Source organism: Pantoea sp. RIT-PI-b (assembly GCF_001187905.1).
GTDB classification, from domain to species: domain Bacteria; phylum Pseudomonadota; class Gammaproteobacteria; order Enterobacterales; family Enterobacteriaceae; genus Pantoea; species Pantoea nemavictus.
Map to the genome: position 1 here is coordinate 132,990 of NZ_LGIS01000020.1, position 13,628 is coordinate 146,617.

The window sequence follows — 13,628 nt, forward strand, 5'->3', positions numbered from 1 at the left end:
CCGGCGCTAGGCCGCCGGTTTTTTTGCCATGCTAAAGATGAACAGCACCGCAGCGCATAACACCACTGAAGGTCCGGCTGGCGTATCGTAATTAGCGGAGAAGGTCAGTCCGCCGGTGACAGCGATAATACCGATAATCACTGCGTAACCCGCCATCTGTTCCGGCGAGCGCGAGAAGCGCCGTGCCGTGGCTGCCGGAATAATCAGCAACGAAGTAATGATCAACGCACCAACAAACTTCATGGCTACACCGATGGTTAACGCCGTCACTAACATCAGCATTAAGCGTGTGCGTTGAATATTAACGCCATCCACCTGCGCCAGTTCCGGACTGATCGTCATTGACAGCAGGGAGCGCCATTGCCACGCCATTACTGCCAGCACAATCGCCACGCCGCCGCCCATCATCCAAAGATCATCTGGGGTTACCGACAGCAGGTCACCAAACAGATAGGCCATCAAATCCACACGCACCCCTTGCATCAGGCTGACCACCACTAAACCCAGCGAAAGCGCACTGTGCGCCATAATGCCGAGCAGCGTATCAATAGCCAAATGCGGACGACGTTCCAGCCACACCAATCCTAACGCCAGACACACGGTAACCATAATTACCGCGTAATAAGGATTAACGTTGAGCAGCAAACCAAACGCCACGCCAAGCAGCGATGCGTGGGCGAGGGTATCGCCGAAGTAGGACATGCGGCGCCAGACGACAAACGAGCCGAGCGGACCGGCCGCCAGCGCCAGCAAGACGCCGCCCAGCCAGCCAGGTAATAACAGTTCAATCATGACGGGCCATTTCCTTTGCGCAGAACAATACGTCCCTGTAAATCGTGACGATGATTATGGTGATGGCGATAGATCGCCAACTGCTGCGCGCCGCGTGGGCCAAACATCGCGATGAATTCCGGATGCTGTGACACCGCTTCCGGCGTGCCGGAACAGCAGATGTGATGATTGAGGCACAATACCTCGTCGGTTTTCGCCATCACCAGATGCAGGTCGTGTGAAACCATCAGCACGGCACAGTTCAGCTCGCGACGCAGCTGGTCGATCAAATCGTACAGCGCAACTTGGCCATTGACGTCAACGCCCTGCGTCGGCTCATCCAGCACCAGCAACTGAGGTTCATTAAGCAGTGCACGCGCCAGTAAAACGCGCTGGGTTTCACCGCCCGAAAGTTTTTGCAGCGGCGCATTGAGCAGATGCCCGGCCTGCACGCGTTTTAGTGCGGGTAAAATGGCATCGCGCTTGGTACCGCGTGAAAGATGCATAAAGCGCTCAACGGTGATGGGGAGAGTGGGATCGATATGCAGTTTTTGCGGCACATAACCGATGCGCAAATCAGCGGCTCGCTTGACGCTACCGCTGGTAGGTTTAAGCAACCCGAGCACCGCACGCACTAGCGTAGATTTGCCGGCGCCATTTGGGCCAAGCAGCGTGAGAATTTTTCCCGGTTCGAGTGTCAGGCTAACGCCTGCAAGCACCGGACGCTGGGAGAACTTCACGGAAATGTTTTCAAGGGTAACAAGTGGCGACATGATATTTACGGTTGCATTGAATTTCGAATGTTATAATATCACATTCCATCACCGGGTCACGATGGAATGACGTATTATGTTACACATTAAAAAGCACTTTGTTTTCACCCTTACTGCTGCGGCAATCGTTGCCTCAAGCGCACTGCCCGCGCGTTCAGCGGTAGTGGCATCAATCAAGCCAATCGGATTTATCGCAGCCGCCATCGCTGATGGCATTACGCCTGTTGAAGTATTGCTGCCTGATGGCGCATCAGAACATGATTATGCCTTACGTCCTTCCGATGTAAAACGTATAAAAAACGCAGACTTAGTCGTTTGGGTTGGACCAGAAATGGAAGCCTTTTTGACCAAGTCAGCGGCAGAATTACCCGCCAATAAAAACCTCGAAATTGCTGCTTTGCCAGGCATAAAACCTCTGTTGATCAGCGGCGATGAAGATGATGATGAACATGAGCACGATCACGATCATAACCATGCCTCAGAAAATTCTGAAGACCAGGACGCGTCTCATGCACATCAGCACCACGGGCAGTTTAATATGCACCTGTGGATGTCACCTGACATGGCCATACAATCTGCGGTTGCAATCCATGGAAAATTATTGGAACTTATGCCGCAAAGCAAAGCCAAACTTGACGCTAATCTGCAGGAATTTAAGGCAGAATTAGCCGATGCAGACAAACACATCGGCGCGCAACTCGTGCCTGTGCGGAACAAGGGTTATTTCGTTTTTCACGACGCTTACAGCTACTTTGAAAAACATTACGGTTTGTCGCCTTTAGGGCATTTTACCGTTAATCCTGAGATTCAGCCGGGCGCTCAGCGTTTACATCAAATACGAACACAGTTGGTTGAGCAGAAAGCAGTATGCGTTTTTGCTGAGCCACAATTCAGACCGGCCGTCATCGATGCCGTGTCCCGTGGCACTAGCGTGCGTAAAGGTACGTTAGATCCGCTGGGAACAGACATCAGCTTATCTAAAGACAGCTACGTGAAGTTTCTCACAGAGTTGTCGAGCCAGTATGCGAGCTGCCTGAATGGAGCATGAGGAATAAGTAAAAGTGCAGCAGATAGCCCGCTCTGTCGCCCTCGCATTTAATAATTTGCCGCGCCCCCACCGCGTTATGCTGGGTTCATTAACCGTAGTCACTTTGGCCGTCGCTGTATGGCGGCCTTACGTTTATCATCCTCGTGATGTTGCGCCCATCGTGAAAACCATCGCGCTGGACAAAGACGAACTACGTACACTGTTGCCGGAAGCCAGTGAACCGATCGATCAAACCACGGAAGAGCCGGAAGAAGATATTCCTGCTGACGACATTGATAAAGATGTCCCGGACAATCCTAACATCCACGATTACACCATCTCTTCGGGTGATACGTTAAGCAGCGCCCTGAATCAGTACGGCATTGAGCTGGGTGATATCAACGCGTTGGTAAGCAGTGATAAAGATCTGCGTAATATGCGCGTCGGTCAGCAGCTGAGCTGGACGTTGGATGCGGATGGCCAACTGCAAACCTTCAGCTGGGAAATCGATCGTCGTGAAACCCGTACTTATCAGCGTGCAGATAACGGCAGCTTTAAGATGCAGCAAGAGCTGCAAAAGGGTGAATGGCAGAACAGCGTGCTGAAGGGTGAAGTGCGCGGTAGCTTTGCTGCCAGCGCTCAACGTGCAGGCTTGAGCAGCGCTGAGACCAGTAACGTGATCAAAGCGATGCAGTGGCAGATGGATTTCCGTAAACTGCGCGCCGGCGACGATTTTAGTGTGCTGATGTCGCGTGAAATGCTCGGTGGAAAAAGTGCGCAAAGTCAGCTGCTGGGCGTACGTTTACGCTCCGGTGGCAAAGATTATTACGCTTTCCGCGCCGAAGATGGCAAGTTCTACGATCGTAATGCATCGGGTCTGGCACGCGGCTTTATGCGTTTCCCAACGGTTAAGCAGTATCGCGTTTCCTCAAACTTCAATCCACGCCGCCTCAATCCGGTAACGGGCCGTATCGCACCCCATAAAGGTGTCGATTTTGCGCTGCCGATTGGTACGCCAGTGTTGGCCGTTGGCGATGGTGAAGTGGTCATGGCGAAGAACGGCGGCGCTGCCGGTAACTACGTAGCGATTCGTCATGGTCGTCAGTATATGACGCGTTACATGCATCTGAGCAAAGCGCTAGTTAAACCGGGGCAAAAAGTGAAGCGTGGCGATCGCATTGCGCTTTCAGGTAACACCGGACGTTCGACCGGTCCACATCTGCACTACGAAGTGTGGATCAATAACCAGGCGGTGAACCCACTGACGGCGAAGTTGCCGCGCATGGAAGGCCTGACAGGTAAAGATCGCAGCACGTATATGGCGCAAGTCAAAACCTGGTTGCCGCAGTTAACGTTGAAATAACGCATCATTGTGCGCAGACGGAAAAAACCGACGGATTCTTCGTCGGTTTTTTGCTATCTGGCGCATGAAGATTGCAAATTTAATCATCGTCACTATTATTGACCGGTCATTGACAGAGGCGAGTGCATGGAAACCCGAAAGAAAAATAACAGTGAGTTTATTCCCGTTTTTCAACGTTCATTTTTAAAGCCGAAATACTGGGGCAGCTGGTTAGCGGTTGGCGCGCTGGCTGGTATGGCATTACTTCCCGCCAGCGTGCGCGATCCGATTCTGGGCGGATTGGGCAAGTTCGCCGGTAAGCTGGCGAAAAGTGCGCGGCGTCGTGCGCTGATCAATCTCTACTATTGCCTGCCGGAACTGAGTGAGGCGCAGCGCGAAGAGATTGCTGATCGTATGTTTGCTACTGCACCGCAGGCGATGGCCATGATGGCCGAGCTGGGCCTGCGCAATCCTGAGCATGTGCGTAAGCGTGTTGAGTGGCACGGTAGGGAAATTATCGAGCAACTGCAGGCAAATAAAGAAAACGTCATTTTCTTAGTGCCGCACGGTTGGGGCGTGGATATTCCGGCTATGCTGCTGGCGTCTGAAGGCCAAATGATGGCGGCAATGTTCCATAACCAAAGCGATCCGTTAATGGATTACCTATGGAACACGGTGCGGCGTCGCTTTGGCGGTCGCATGCATGCACGCAATGATGGCATCAAGCCGTTTATCGCGTCCGTACGTCAGGGATATTACGGCTATTATCTGCCCGACCAGGATCACGGCGCAGAACATAGTGAGTTTGTCGATTTCTTTGCTACTTACAAAGCCACATTGCCTGCCGTTGGGCGCCTGATGAAAGTGTGCCGCGCGCGCGTGGTGCCGTTATTCCCAGTGTATAACAGCAAAACTCATCGTCTGGAAATCTATGTGCGTCCACCTATGGACGATCTGCTGGATGCCGATGACCACACATTGGCACGCCGTATGAATGAAGAAGTGGAAGTCTTCGTGCGTCCACATCCTGAACAGTACACGTGGATTTTGAAGCTGCTAAAAACGCGCAAGGAGGGAGATATTGAACCTTATGCGCGTAACGATCTTTATCCACGCAAGAAATAAGAAAAGGGGCCGTTTGGCCCCTTTCTCATTCTACCTCTGCGACATGACTGCGACGTTTACGTTCCCGCAGGAACAGCGTCACCAGCGCAAACCACAGCACGCCAGCCGCAAAGTTAATGCCGCTAAACCAGGGGGTTCCGCCGCTGAAGTAGCCACTTTTTGCCAGTTCAATGCCGATCGCTAACGTCAGAATACTGATCATGCCAAGCATCGCCGCAACGCTGCCTTTGCCTTCATTACTGGAGTAGAGCGTCAGGCGATACAGACCGGCGTTTACCATGCCTGCGCCAAATGCGTACAGGCTTAAACCGGCGGTGAGCAGCAAATAAGTATGGCTGTCGAGCAGATTGGCCAGCAGTGAAATGCTTAGACCAATCAGAATTGGCCAGGCGGCAAATTTCACCGGTTGCTCAATGGGTACGCGACCCGCCAATTTACCCAGCGTGATATTGCCGGCAATCATTGCCAGAAATACCGGCAGCTGTAGCAGCGCGTACTGCATCCGCGATAATCCTTCATCGTGCATTAAAATTACTGGCGAAAGCGCCACCCACGTGAGGATCGGGATAAATACCAGGCCGATCGCGAACGATCCGTACATCACCTGGCGATCGCGTGCTAAGCGGGCATAGCCGCGCGCCAGGGTCGGCAGGGCGATAGAGTGGCTGCGGTCGCCAGCGGTTTCGGGCATTACGCGCCACAACAGGGCAAAAGCAACCACGCTGCAAATGGCAAACAGCCAAAACATGCTGCGCCACTCGCCAACGGTAAGCCACGCCGCACCGGCAAGTGGTCCCGCTAAAGGTGCCAGCAGCGCAACGTTAGCCATCAGCGCCATCATGCGTACCGCCAGGGCTTCCGCAAAAGCTTCCTGCACTGCCGCGTAGCTGACTGCGCCAATGAAGCACAGGCTAATGCCCTGAATGAAGCGTAGCGCGACGAACTCTTCAATGCTGCTAACCCAGGTGGTCAGAATGCAGGCGGCTGCAAAGAACAGAATGCCAAACAGTAATACCGGGCGGCGGCCATATTTGTCAGAAAGCGGGCCCAGCAGCCATTGCAGTACCACGCCGCCCATGAGATAGGCGGTCAGCGAAGTGGATACCCATTCGGGGCCGACGCTGAATTCAGAGGTAACCAGCAGCATGCCGGGCTGAATCATGTCATGCGCGATATAGGTCGCAAATTCAAACAACACCAGGGCGAGCGGAAACAGCAGCACGCGCCCGGTAAGTTGGGTTATAGGTTGATAGCGGGCCATTTGGCCTCCTTGTCAAAAAAATAAAAACGCGACTGCCAGGCAGTCGCGTTTGTCCATGTTGTTACAGCCGCTGTCAGACGTGCGTATTAATCTACGCGCAGCACACGGCTGGTATTGGTGGTGCCGGTGGTCGACATCACGTCGCCTTGGGTGACAATCACCAGGTCGCCTGAAACGAGGAAACCTTTTTCGCGCAGCAGGTTCACTGCATCGTGCGCGGCGGCAACACCATCATTATTGCTGTCGAAAAATACTGGCGTAACGCCACGGTACAGCGCGGTTAGATTCAGCGTACGTTCGTGGCGTGACATAGCGAAGATCGGCAAACCCGAGGTGATACGTGAAGTCATCAGCGCAGTGCGGCCCGATTCAGTCATGGTGATGATGGCAGAAACCCCTTGCAGGTGGTTGGCTGCATACATCGCGGACATGGCAATCGCCTCTTCAACGTTATCGAACTGCACCTCAAGGCGGTGCTTAGAAACGTTAACGCTCGGGATTTTTTCTGCACCAAGGCACACTTTTGCCATCGCTGACACGGTTTCTGCCGGATATTGACCCGCTGCGGTTTCTGCTGACAGCATCACCGCATCCGTACCATCCAGCACGGCGTTTGCCACGTCCATGACTTCTGCACGCGTAGGCATTGGATTGGTGATCATCGATTCCATCATCTGCGTCGCGGTAATGATGGTGCGGTTCAGCTGGCGCGCGCGACGAATCAAGGCTTTCTGAATACCGACCAGTTCAGGATCGCCAATCTCAACGCCCAGGTCACCACGCGCCACCATCACCACGTCAGAAGCCAGGATGATGTCATCCATCGCTTCCTGCGAGGCAACCGCTTCAGCACGTTCAACTTTAGCCACCAGCTTAGCGTCACAGCCTGCATCACGCGCCAGGCGACGCGCATAATTCATATCTTCGCCATTGCGCGGGAAAGAGACGGCCAGATAATCAACGCCGATTTTGGCGGCGGTAATAATATCGACTTTGTCTTTCTCCGTCAGCGCGTCTGCTGAAAGACCGCCGCCGAGTTTGTTAATGCCTTTATTGTTGGAAAGCGGGCCGCCGACGGTGACTTCGGTGAACACTTTTACGCCCTGAACTTCCAATACTTTCAACTGAACACGACCATCATCCAGCAGCAGGATATCGCCCGGTACCACGTCTTCTGGCAGGCCTTTATAGTCGATACCGACTTTCTCTTTATCGCCTTCGCCTTTGCTCAAATCGGCATCTAACAGGAAACGATCGCCGACGTTGAGGAATACTTTGCCTTCTTTGAAGGTCGATACGCGAATTTTAGGACCCTGCAGGTCACCCAGAATCGCCACGTGGCGGCCAAGTTTTGCGGCAATTTCACGCACTTTATTGGCACGCTGCTGATGATCTTCTGGGGTGCCGTGGGAGAAGTTGAGTCGTACAACGTTTGCACCTGCCGCGATGATTTTTTCGAGGTTGTTGTCGCGATCGGTAGCTGGGCCGAGGGTTGTAACGATCTTGGTTCTTCTGAGACGTCTGGACATGAAGGACTCCGTTAGCAAAGTATCGTGTCGCTCTCAAGTGACACGTAGTGTTCATCTATTCTATATGATCGATGGGCTGTGATTCGACTCACATTGTGAATGTGATGTTAATTATTTTCCTGCACCTGCTTTTCCAGGCGCGAATCTTTCAGCGCTTCTTTGACCCGTTTCAAATTCTCACGGAAAGAGGCGCCGCGCTCAAGGGTAAACCCTGTCGCCAGAACATCCACCACGGTTAATTGTGCCAGGCGGGAAACCATCGGCAGGTAGATATCGGTATCTTCAGGCACATCCAGCGTCAATGCCAATGTGGCTTCCGCCGCCAGCGGGGAACCTGGAGAAGTGATAGCCAGCACAGTGGAAGCGTTTACACGCGCCAGGCGAGCCAGTTCTATCATATTTTTGGTGCGGCCAGTATGCGAGATGAGAACAAATACATCATTTGGTCCACTATTTATGCAACTCATGCGCTGGATCACAATATCCTCTGACCAGATGACCGGCAGATTAAAGCGCAGAAATTTGTTGGTGGCGTCGTGTGCCACTACGGCTGACGCACCAAGGCCGAAGAAGGCGATTTTATGTGCCTGCGTCAGGGCCTGAACAGCCTGACGAATGACCTGTGAATCGAGTTGCTGGCGGACGCGACTCAAACCCGCCAGCGCGGAATCAAATATTTTATGGCTGTAACTTTCGACACTGTCATTTTCTTCCACATCGCGGCTGACCCAGTTCGGGCTTTTGACCAGGCTCTGCGCGAGCTGCAGTTTGAAATCAGGAAAGCCGCGCGTTCCCATGCGGTGACAGAAGCGGTTTACCGTTGGTTCGCTCACCTCGGCAGCACGCGCCAGCGTGGCGATGCTGGAGTGCATCGCCTGTTGAGGCGCGGCAAGAATTTGCTCTGCCACTTTGCGTTCTGATTTACTCAGCGCGTCTAATTGCGCCTGAATCTGTTCCAGCATGGTTTAACCTAATGAGCGTCAATCACTTTTCAGCGTTCATCGATCAATGAAATCGCTGCCAATTGACAAGAATATACCGTGTAATAGCACCTCGCACGCAGCGGAGGACAAATGTAAACGCGAATTTTTTGCGATACTTTGATCGCTGACGTGTTTTGCCTCGACAAATATCGAAACAGAAAATGTGGCCAAATGGCACGCGACACCACACTTAACACCTTTATTACGTTCACAGTTAACGCCAGCAAAGCGCCGTGTTCGGGTTGTCCTGGCGCGGCGAAAAACGTACATTGTGCTGTAAGAAAATTACAATAAGGACCCGGCGTGATGAGAACGCTCAAGCCGGGTATATCCTGCAACGAGGAGAGGAAAATGGCGGTTACACAAACAGCCCAGGCATGCGATCTGGTGATTTTCGGTGCCAAAGGCGATCTTGCACGCCGTAAACTGTTGCCATCACTGTATCAGCTGGAAAAAGCCGGTCAGATTCATGAAACCACTCGCATTATTGGCGTGGGACGCGCGGACTGGGACAAAGACGCGTATACCAAAGTGGTGCGTGAAGCGCTGGAAACCTTCATGAAAGAGAAGATCGATGAAGCGCTGTGGGATACGCTCAGCAGCCGTCTCGATTTTTGTAACCTCGACGTTAATGACACCTCGCATTTCACCAAACTGGGCAAAATGCTTGACCAGAAAAATCGCGTCACCATTAACTACTTCGCTATGCCACCCAGCACCTTTGGGGCGATTTGCGACGGACTGGGCGCGGCTAAGCTGAACGCCAAACCGGCGCGCGTGGTGATGGAAAAGCCGCTCGGGACGTCATTAGAAACCTCGCAAGAGATCAATGACAGCGTGGGCAAATACTTCGAAGAGAGCCAGGTCTTCCGTATTGACCACTATCTTGGTAAAGAGACGGTGCTCAACCTGCTGGCGCTGCGTTTCGCCAACTCTATCTTCGTGAATAACTGGGATAATCGCACCATCGACCACGTGCAAATCACCGTGGCAGAAGAGGTCGGCATCGAAGGCCGTTGGGGTTACTTCGACAAAGCCGGTCAGATGCGTGACATGATCCAGAACCACCTGTTACAGATCCTCACCATGATTGCCATGTCGCCGCCGTCCGATCTCAGCGCCGATGCGATTCGTGATGAGAAAGTAAAAGTGCTGCGTTCACTGCGCCGTATTGATCAGACCAACGTGCGCGATAAAACCGTGCGCGGCCAATACACCGCAGGCTTTGTGCAGGGCAAAAAAGTGCCGGGCTATCTGGAAGAAGAGGGCGCGAACAAGCAGAGCGCGACCGAAAGCTTCGTTGCCATCCGCGTGGATATCGACAACTGGCGTTGGGCTGGCGTGCCGTTCTATCTGCGCACCGGCAAACGCTTGCCGACGAAATGCTCTGAAGTGGTGGTTTACTTCAAGAATCCAGAGATGAACCTGTTCAAAGATTCGTACGCTGAGCTGCCACAGAACAAGCTGACCATTCGTCTGCAGCCGGACGAAGGCGTGGATATCGAAATCCTGAACAAAGTGCCGGGACTCGATCACAAGCATAAACTGCAGACCACCAAGCTGGATTTGAGCTACTCCGAAACCTTTAACCAGTCGCATCTGGCCGATGCTTACGAGCGTCTACTGCTGGAAACCATGCGCGGTATTCAGGCGCTGTTTGTCCGCCGTGACGAAGTTGAAGCGGCGTGGGGCTGGGTCGATTCCATCATTGACGCCTGGAACGCCGATGCCGAGGCGCCGAAGCCGTATCAGGCCGGCACCTGGGGGCCGGTTGCCTCTGTCGCGATGATTACGCGCGATGGCCGTTCCTGGAACGAGTTCGAATAAGCGCACCAAACCAAGCCCGCCGAATGTGCGGGCTTTTTTTCGTCCAAAATTCATTTTTCTGAAAAGTGAACCCGGGTTTCAAAAAATTTTGATATCCGATGGACGCCGCTCCAGCCGATCTTGTATGGTAGAGCCCAATTATTGACAGCGTGGCCGTGCGCCGGGCTGATGCAACTAAGGAAACGTGATGAAGAACTGGAAAACAAGTGCTGAACAGATCCTGAAAACGGGCCCGGTCGTGCCGGTCATCGTGGTTAATAAGCTGGAACACGCGGTGCCGATGGCAAAAGCGCTGGTGGCTGGCGGCGTGCGTGTGCTGGAAGTGACACTGCGTACGCCGGTAGCGATGGATGCGCTACGTGCGATGATTAAAGAAGTGCCAGAAGCGATAGTAGGCGCTGGTACGGTGATTAACACGCAGCAGCTCAAAGAAGTCACGGATGCGGGCGCGCAGTTTGTTATCAGCCCAGGTTTGACTGAGTCGTTGCTCAAGGCAGCGGTGGAAGGTCCGGTACCCTTAATTCCAGGTATCAGCACGGTGTCAGAATTGATGACCGGTATGGATTATGGATTGCGTGAGTTCAAGTTCTTCCCGGCGGAAGCGAATGGCGGCGTAAAAGCGCTGTCGGCGATTGGTGGCCCGTTCCCACAAGTGCGTTTCTGCCCAACCGGCGGCATCTCGCCGGCCAATTATCGTGATTATCTGGCGCTGAAAAGCGTGCTGTGCATTGGCGGTTCGTGGCTGGTGCCGAATGATGCGCTGGAAACCGGTGACTGGGAGCGGATTACGCGCCTGGCGCGTGAGGCGGTTGAAGGAGCAAGAGCGTAGCGTCATTTAACAGGTGCGCAGGGTGTGCGCACCTTACAGCTTCGGGTCGCCACGCATGGCGACCTGTTAACCTAACCTTCCACTTTCACCGCTGCCGCACTGGCAACAGCACGCGCGATAGCGTCATCGGTGCTTTCTCCGGTCGCTAATGCGACACCCAAACGACGCTGACCGGCGATTTCCGGCTTACCAAACAGGCGCAGCTGCAAACCTGCACCCAGCGCGGCTTCGATATTAACAAACTGCACGTTCTGGCTGTTCAACTCCGGCAGGATAACGGCCGAAGCCGCCGGGCCATATTGACGAATGCCGCCAATTGGCAGGCCGAGGAAGGCGCGTACATGCAGCGCGAACTCCGAAAGATCCTGCGAAATCAGCGTTACCATACCGGTATCATGCGGACGCGGTGACACTTCGCTGAAGATAACCTCATCACCGCATACGAACAGCTCCACGCCGAACAGACCGTAACCGCCGAGCGCTTTCACTACCTTAGCGGCGATATCCTGTGCGCGTTGCAGCGCCAGTTCACTCATCTGCTGCGGCTGCCACGATTCACGATAATCGCCATCTTCCTGACGATGACCAATCGGTGCACAGAAGTGGATACCATCAACCGCGCTGATGGTCAGCAGGGTGATTTCGAAATCAAACTTCACCACGCCTTCGACGATAACGCGGCCCGCACCGGCGCGTCCGCCTTGCTGGGCATAATCCCAGGCTTTATCCAGTTGGCTGGCTTCGCGGATAAAGCTTTGGCCTTTCCCGGATGAGCTCATCACGGGTTTGACGATGCACGGGAATCCAATGGCATTCGTCGCAGCGACAAAGTTCGCTTTGCTATCGGCAAACTGGTAGGTCGAGGTCGGTAGGGACAACTCTTCCGCCGCCAGACGACGAATGCCTTCGCGGTTCATGGTCAGCCGTGCAGCGCGCGCGGTGGGCACCACTTTCTGGCCTTGAGCTTCCAGTTCCAGCAGTTTTTCGGTGGCGATAGCTTCAATCTCTGGCACCACAAAGTGCGGCTGTTCTTGCGCAATCAGCGCGGCCAGCGCATCACCGTCCAGCATATTGATTACGTGGCTACGATGCGCAACGTGCATGGCGGGCGCATCGGCATAACGATCCACCGCGATCACTTCCACACCAAGACGTTGGCACTCCAGCGCCACTTCTTTGCCTAATTCGCCTGAACCTAACAGCATGACACGCGTAGCGGCAGGGCGCAGCGCGGTTCCGAGAGTCGTCATAATTTCACCTTAGCAGTCAAAATGCGCGCGCAGTATAAACGAAAACGTTTGCGTACTCACGCTTTCAGCTTCATCAGGTTTGCCATACTTTTCTCGCTCTGACGTTAACTGACACAGCCTGCGGCAGCATGGTGAGCGGAAATTTAAACGGGAGTTAAACAATGAGCAATTGGCTGCAGCAAATTCAATCAGTGCTGGCGAAAAAGAGTGGTGAAGGAAAATCCGGTGGATTGAGCGATATGTTGGCACCTGGCGCGTTAGGCGGTCTGGCGGGCTTGCTGGTCGGCAGCAAGTCTACGCGTAAGCTGCTGACCAAATACGGCGGCAAAGCCTTGCTGCTAGGCGGCGGAGCGGCGGCTGGTGCGCTGCTGTGGAATAAATATAAGCAGCGTATCCGGGAAACTCATCAGGATGAGGCCGGTTTCGGCCAACTGCAAACGCCGATGGATCAACGCGCAGAACGCTTAGTGACGGCGCTGGTTTTCGCGGCAAAGAGCGACGGTCATATTGACGATGCCGAGCGCGCGGCGATTGAACAAAACATTCAACAAGCCGGTTATGGCGCACAAGCCGAAGCTTTGATTCAGCAGGCGATGAACCGTCCGCTGGATCCTCACTGGCTGGCGGCAGATGTTAAGAACGAAGAAGAGGCGCTGGAACTCTATTTCCTAAGCTGTGCAGCCATTGATGTCGACCACTTTATGGAGCGCAGCTATCTCTCCGCGTTAGGTGATGCGCTAAAAATTCCGCAAGATGTACGCGACGGTATCCAGCGCGATATCGACGCGGAAAAAGCCGCGTAATCTGCTGCAAAGGCTGCGTTCGCAGCCTTTATTTTTGCTGGTTGGTTTATCCTGCGCTGGGTGATGATGCTTGCAGCTTGGCATCACGCGCGATTAGTGCCACGCTTG

Annotated in this window: 12 protein-coding genes; 6 read left to right on the top strand and 6 right to left on the bottom strand. The window is 53.8% G+C overall.

What is annotated here, in order from left to right; genetic code table 11:
- Positions 1 to 6 precede the first annotated feature (6 nt).
- Both znuB and znuC read right to left on the bottom strand, forming a co-directional pair.
- The gene (gene znuB, locus AC790_RS13170) at positions 7 to 792 is read right to left on the bottom strand and encodes a zinc ABC transporter permease subunit ZnuB (RefSeq protein WP_007889561.1); all 786 of its coding nucleotides are present in this window, start codon (positions 790 to 792) and stop codon (positions 7 to 9) included.
- Positions 789 to 1,544, bottom strand: a complete 756-nt coding sequence (gene znuC / locus AC790_RS13175; RefSeq protein ID WP_049852071.1) for a zinc ABC transporter ATP-binding protein ZnuC — start codon at positions 1,542 to 1,544, stop codon at positions 789 to 791. Before znuC ends, znuB begins: the two co-directional genes overlap by 4 nt.
- Positions 1,545 to 1,620: 76 nt before the next feature.
- Between znuC and znuA the strand changes: the two genes are divergently transcribed.
- The 3 genes from znuA to lpxM all read left to right on the top strand — a co-directional run bounded on the left by znuA (position 1,621) and on the right by lpxM (position 5,038).
- A complete protein-coding gene (gene znuA, locus AC790_RS13180) occupies positions 1,621 to 2,592 on the top strand; it encodes a zinc ABC transporter substrate-binding protein ZnuA (RefSeq protein WP_049852072.1) in 972 nt (323 codons plus the stop codon).
- Positions 2,593 to 2,605: 13 nt separating this feature from the next.
- The gene (mepM, locus tag AC790_RS13185) at positions 2,606 to 3,934 is read left to right on the top strand and encodes a murein DD-endopeptidase MepM (protein WP_007889564.1); all 1,329 of its coding nucleotides are present in this window, start codon (positions 2,606 to 2,608) and stop codon (positions 3,932 to 3,934) included.
- A 126-nt stretch (positions 3,935 to 4,060) separates the two neighbouring features.
- Entirely contained in the window at positions 4,061 to 5,038 is a 978-nt protein-coding gene (lpxM, locus tag AC790_RS13190; RefSeq protein WP_007889566.1) for a lauroyl-Kdo(2)-lipid IV(A) myristoyltransferase, read from the top strand.
- Positions 5,039 to 5,063: 25 nt separating this feature from the next.
- Here lpxM and AC790_RS13195 read toward each other — a convergent pair whose 3' ends face one another.
- The 3 genes from AC790_RS13195 to AC790_RS13205 all read right to left on the bottom strand — a co-directional run bounded on the left by AC790_RS13195 (position 5,064) and on the right by AC790_RS13205 (position 8,790).
- Positions 5,064 to 6,299: an MFS transporter gene (locus AC790_RS13195; protein WP_007889567.1), complete on the bottom strand. Its 1,236-nt coding sequence runs from the start codon at positions 6,297 to 6,299 to the stop codon at positions 5,064 to 5,066.
- Between the two features lie 86 nt (positions 6,300 to 6,385).
- Positions 6,386 to 7,828: a pyruvate kinase gene (gene pyk, locus AC790_RS13200; RefSeq protein ID WP_007889568.1), complete on the bottom strand. Its 1,443-nt coding sequence runs from the start codon at positions 7,826 to 7,828 to the stop codon at positions 6,386 to 6,388.
- Positions 7,829 to 7,935: 107 nt separating this feature from the next.
- Entirely contained in the window at positions 7,936 to 8,790 is an 855-nt protein-coding gene (locus AC790_RS13205; RefSeq protein ID WP_049852073.1) for a MurR/RpiR family transcriptional regulator, read from the bottom strand.
- A gap of 372 nt (positions 8,791 to 9,162) precedes the next feature.
- On the opposite strand from AC790_RS13205, the gene zwf reads away from it, so the two are divergent.
- Both zwf and AC790_RS13215 read left to right on the top strand, forming a co-directional pair.
- A complete protein-coding gene (gene zwf / locus AC790_RS13210; protein WP_049852074.1) occupies positions 9,163 to 10,638 on the top strand; it encodes a glucose-6-phosphate dehydrogenase in 1,476 nt (491 codons plus the stop codon).
- Positions 10,639 to 10,825: 187 nt separating this feature from the next.
- Positions 10,826 to 11,467, top strand: coding sequence for a bifunctional 4-hydroxy-2-oxoglutarate aldolase/2-dehydro-3-deoxy-phosphogluconate aldolase (locus AC790_RS13215; RefSeq protein WP_049852075.1), 642 nt, complete (start codon positions 10,826 to 10,828; stop codon positions 11,465 to 11,467).
- Between the two features lie 71 nt (positions 11,468 to 11,538).
- On the opposite strand, the gene purT is transcribed toward AC790_RS13215, so the two are convergent.
- Positions 11,539 to 12,717, bottom strand: a complete 1,179-nt coding sequence (gene purT / locus AC790_RS13220; protein ID WP_049852076.1) for a formate-dependent phosphoribosylglycinamide formyltransferase — start codon at positions 12,715 to 12,717, stop codon at positions 11,539 to 11,541.
- Positions 12,718 to 12,878: 161 nt separating this feature from the next.
- Here purT and AC790_RS13225 point away from each other — a divergent pair, with 161 nt between their 5' ends.
- The gene (locus AC790_RS13225) at positions 12,879 to 13,520 is read left to right on the top strand and encodes a tellurite resistance TerB family protein (protein WP_049852077.1); all 642 of its coding nucleotides are present in this window, start codon (positions 12,879 to 12,881) and stop codon (positions 13,518 to 13,520) included.
- Positions 13,521 to 13,628: the final 108 nt, after the last annotated feature.

Bases quoted from the DNA above. Each gene is read 5' to 3' on its own strand.
- AC790_RS13205 (WP_049852073.1), bottom strand. From the start codon at position 8,790: ATGCTGGAACAGATTCAGGCGCAATTAGACGCGCTGAGTAAATCAGAA.
- znuA (WP_049852072.1), top strand. From the start codon at position 1,621: ATGTTACACATTAAAAAGCACTTTGTTTTCACCCTTACTGCTGCGGCA.
- znuC (WP_049852071.1), bottom strand. From the start codon at position 1,544: ATGTCGCCACTTGTTACCCTTGAAAACATTTCCGTGAAGTTCTCCCAG.
- purT (WP_049852076.1), bottom strand. From the start codon at position 12,717: ATGACGACTCTCGGAACCGCGCTGCGCCCTGCCGCTACGCGTGTCATG.
- AC790_RS13225 (WP_049852077.1), top strand. From the start codon at position 12,879: ATGAGCAATTGGCTGCAGCAAATTCAATCAGTGCTGGCGAAAAAGAGT.
- znuB (WP_007889561.1), bottom strand. From the start codon at position 792: ATGATTGAACTGTTATTACCTGGCTGGCTGGGCGGCGTCTTGCTGGCG.
- AC790_RS13215 (WP_049852075.1), top strand. From the start codon at position 10,826: ATGAAGAACTGGAAAACAAGTGCTGAACAGATCCTGAAAACGGGCCCG.
- AC790_RS13195 (WP_007889567.1), bottom strand. From the start codon at position 6,299: ATGGCCCGCTATCAACCTATAACCCAACTTACCGGGCGCGTGCTGCTG.
- lpxM (WP_007889566.1), top strand. From the start codon at position 4,061: ATGGAAACCCGAAAGAAAAATAACAGTGAGTTTATTCCCGTTTTTCAA.
- pyk (WP_007889568.1), bottom strand. From the start codon at position 7,828: ATGTCCAGACGTCTCAGAAGAACCAAGATCGTTACAACCCTCGGCCCA.
- zwf (WP_049852074.1), top strand. From the start codon at position 9,163: ATGGCGGTTACACAAACAGCCCAGGCATGCGATCTGGTGATTTTCGGT.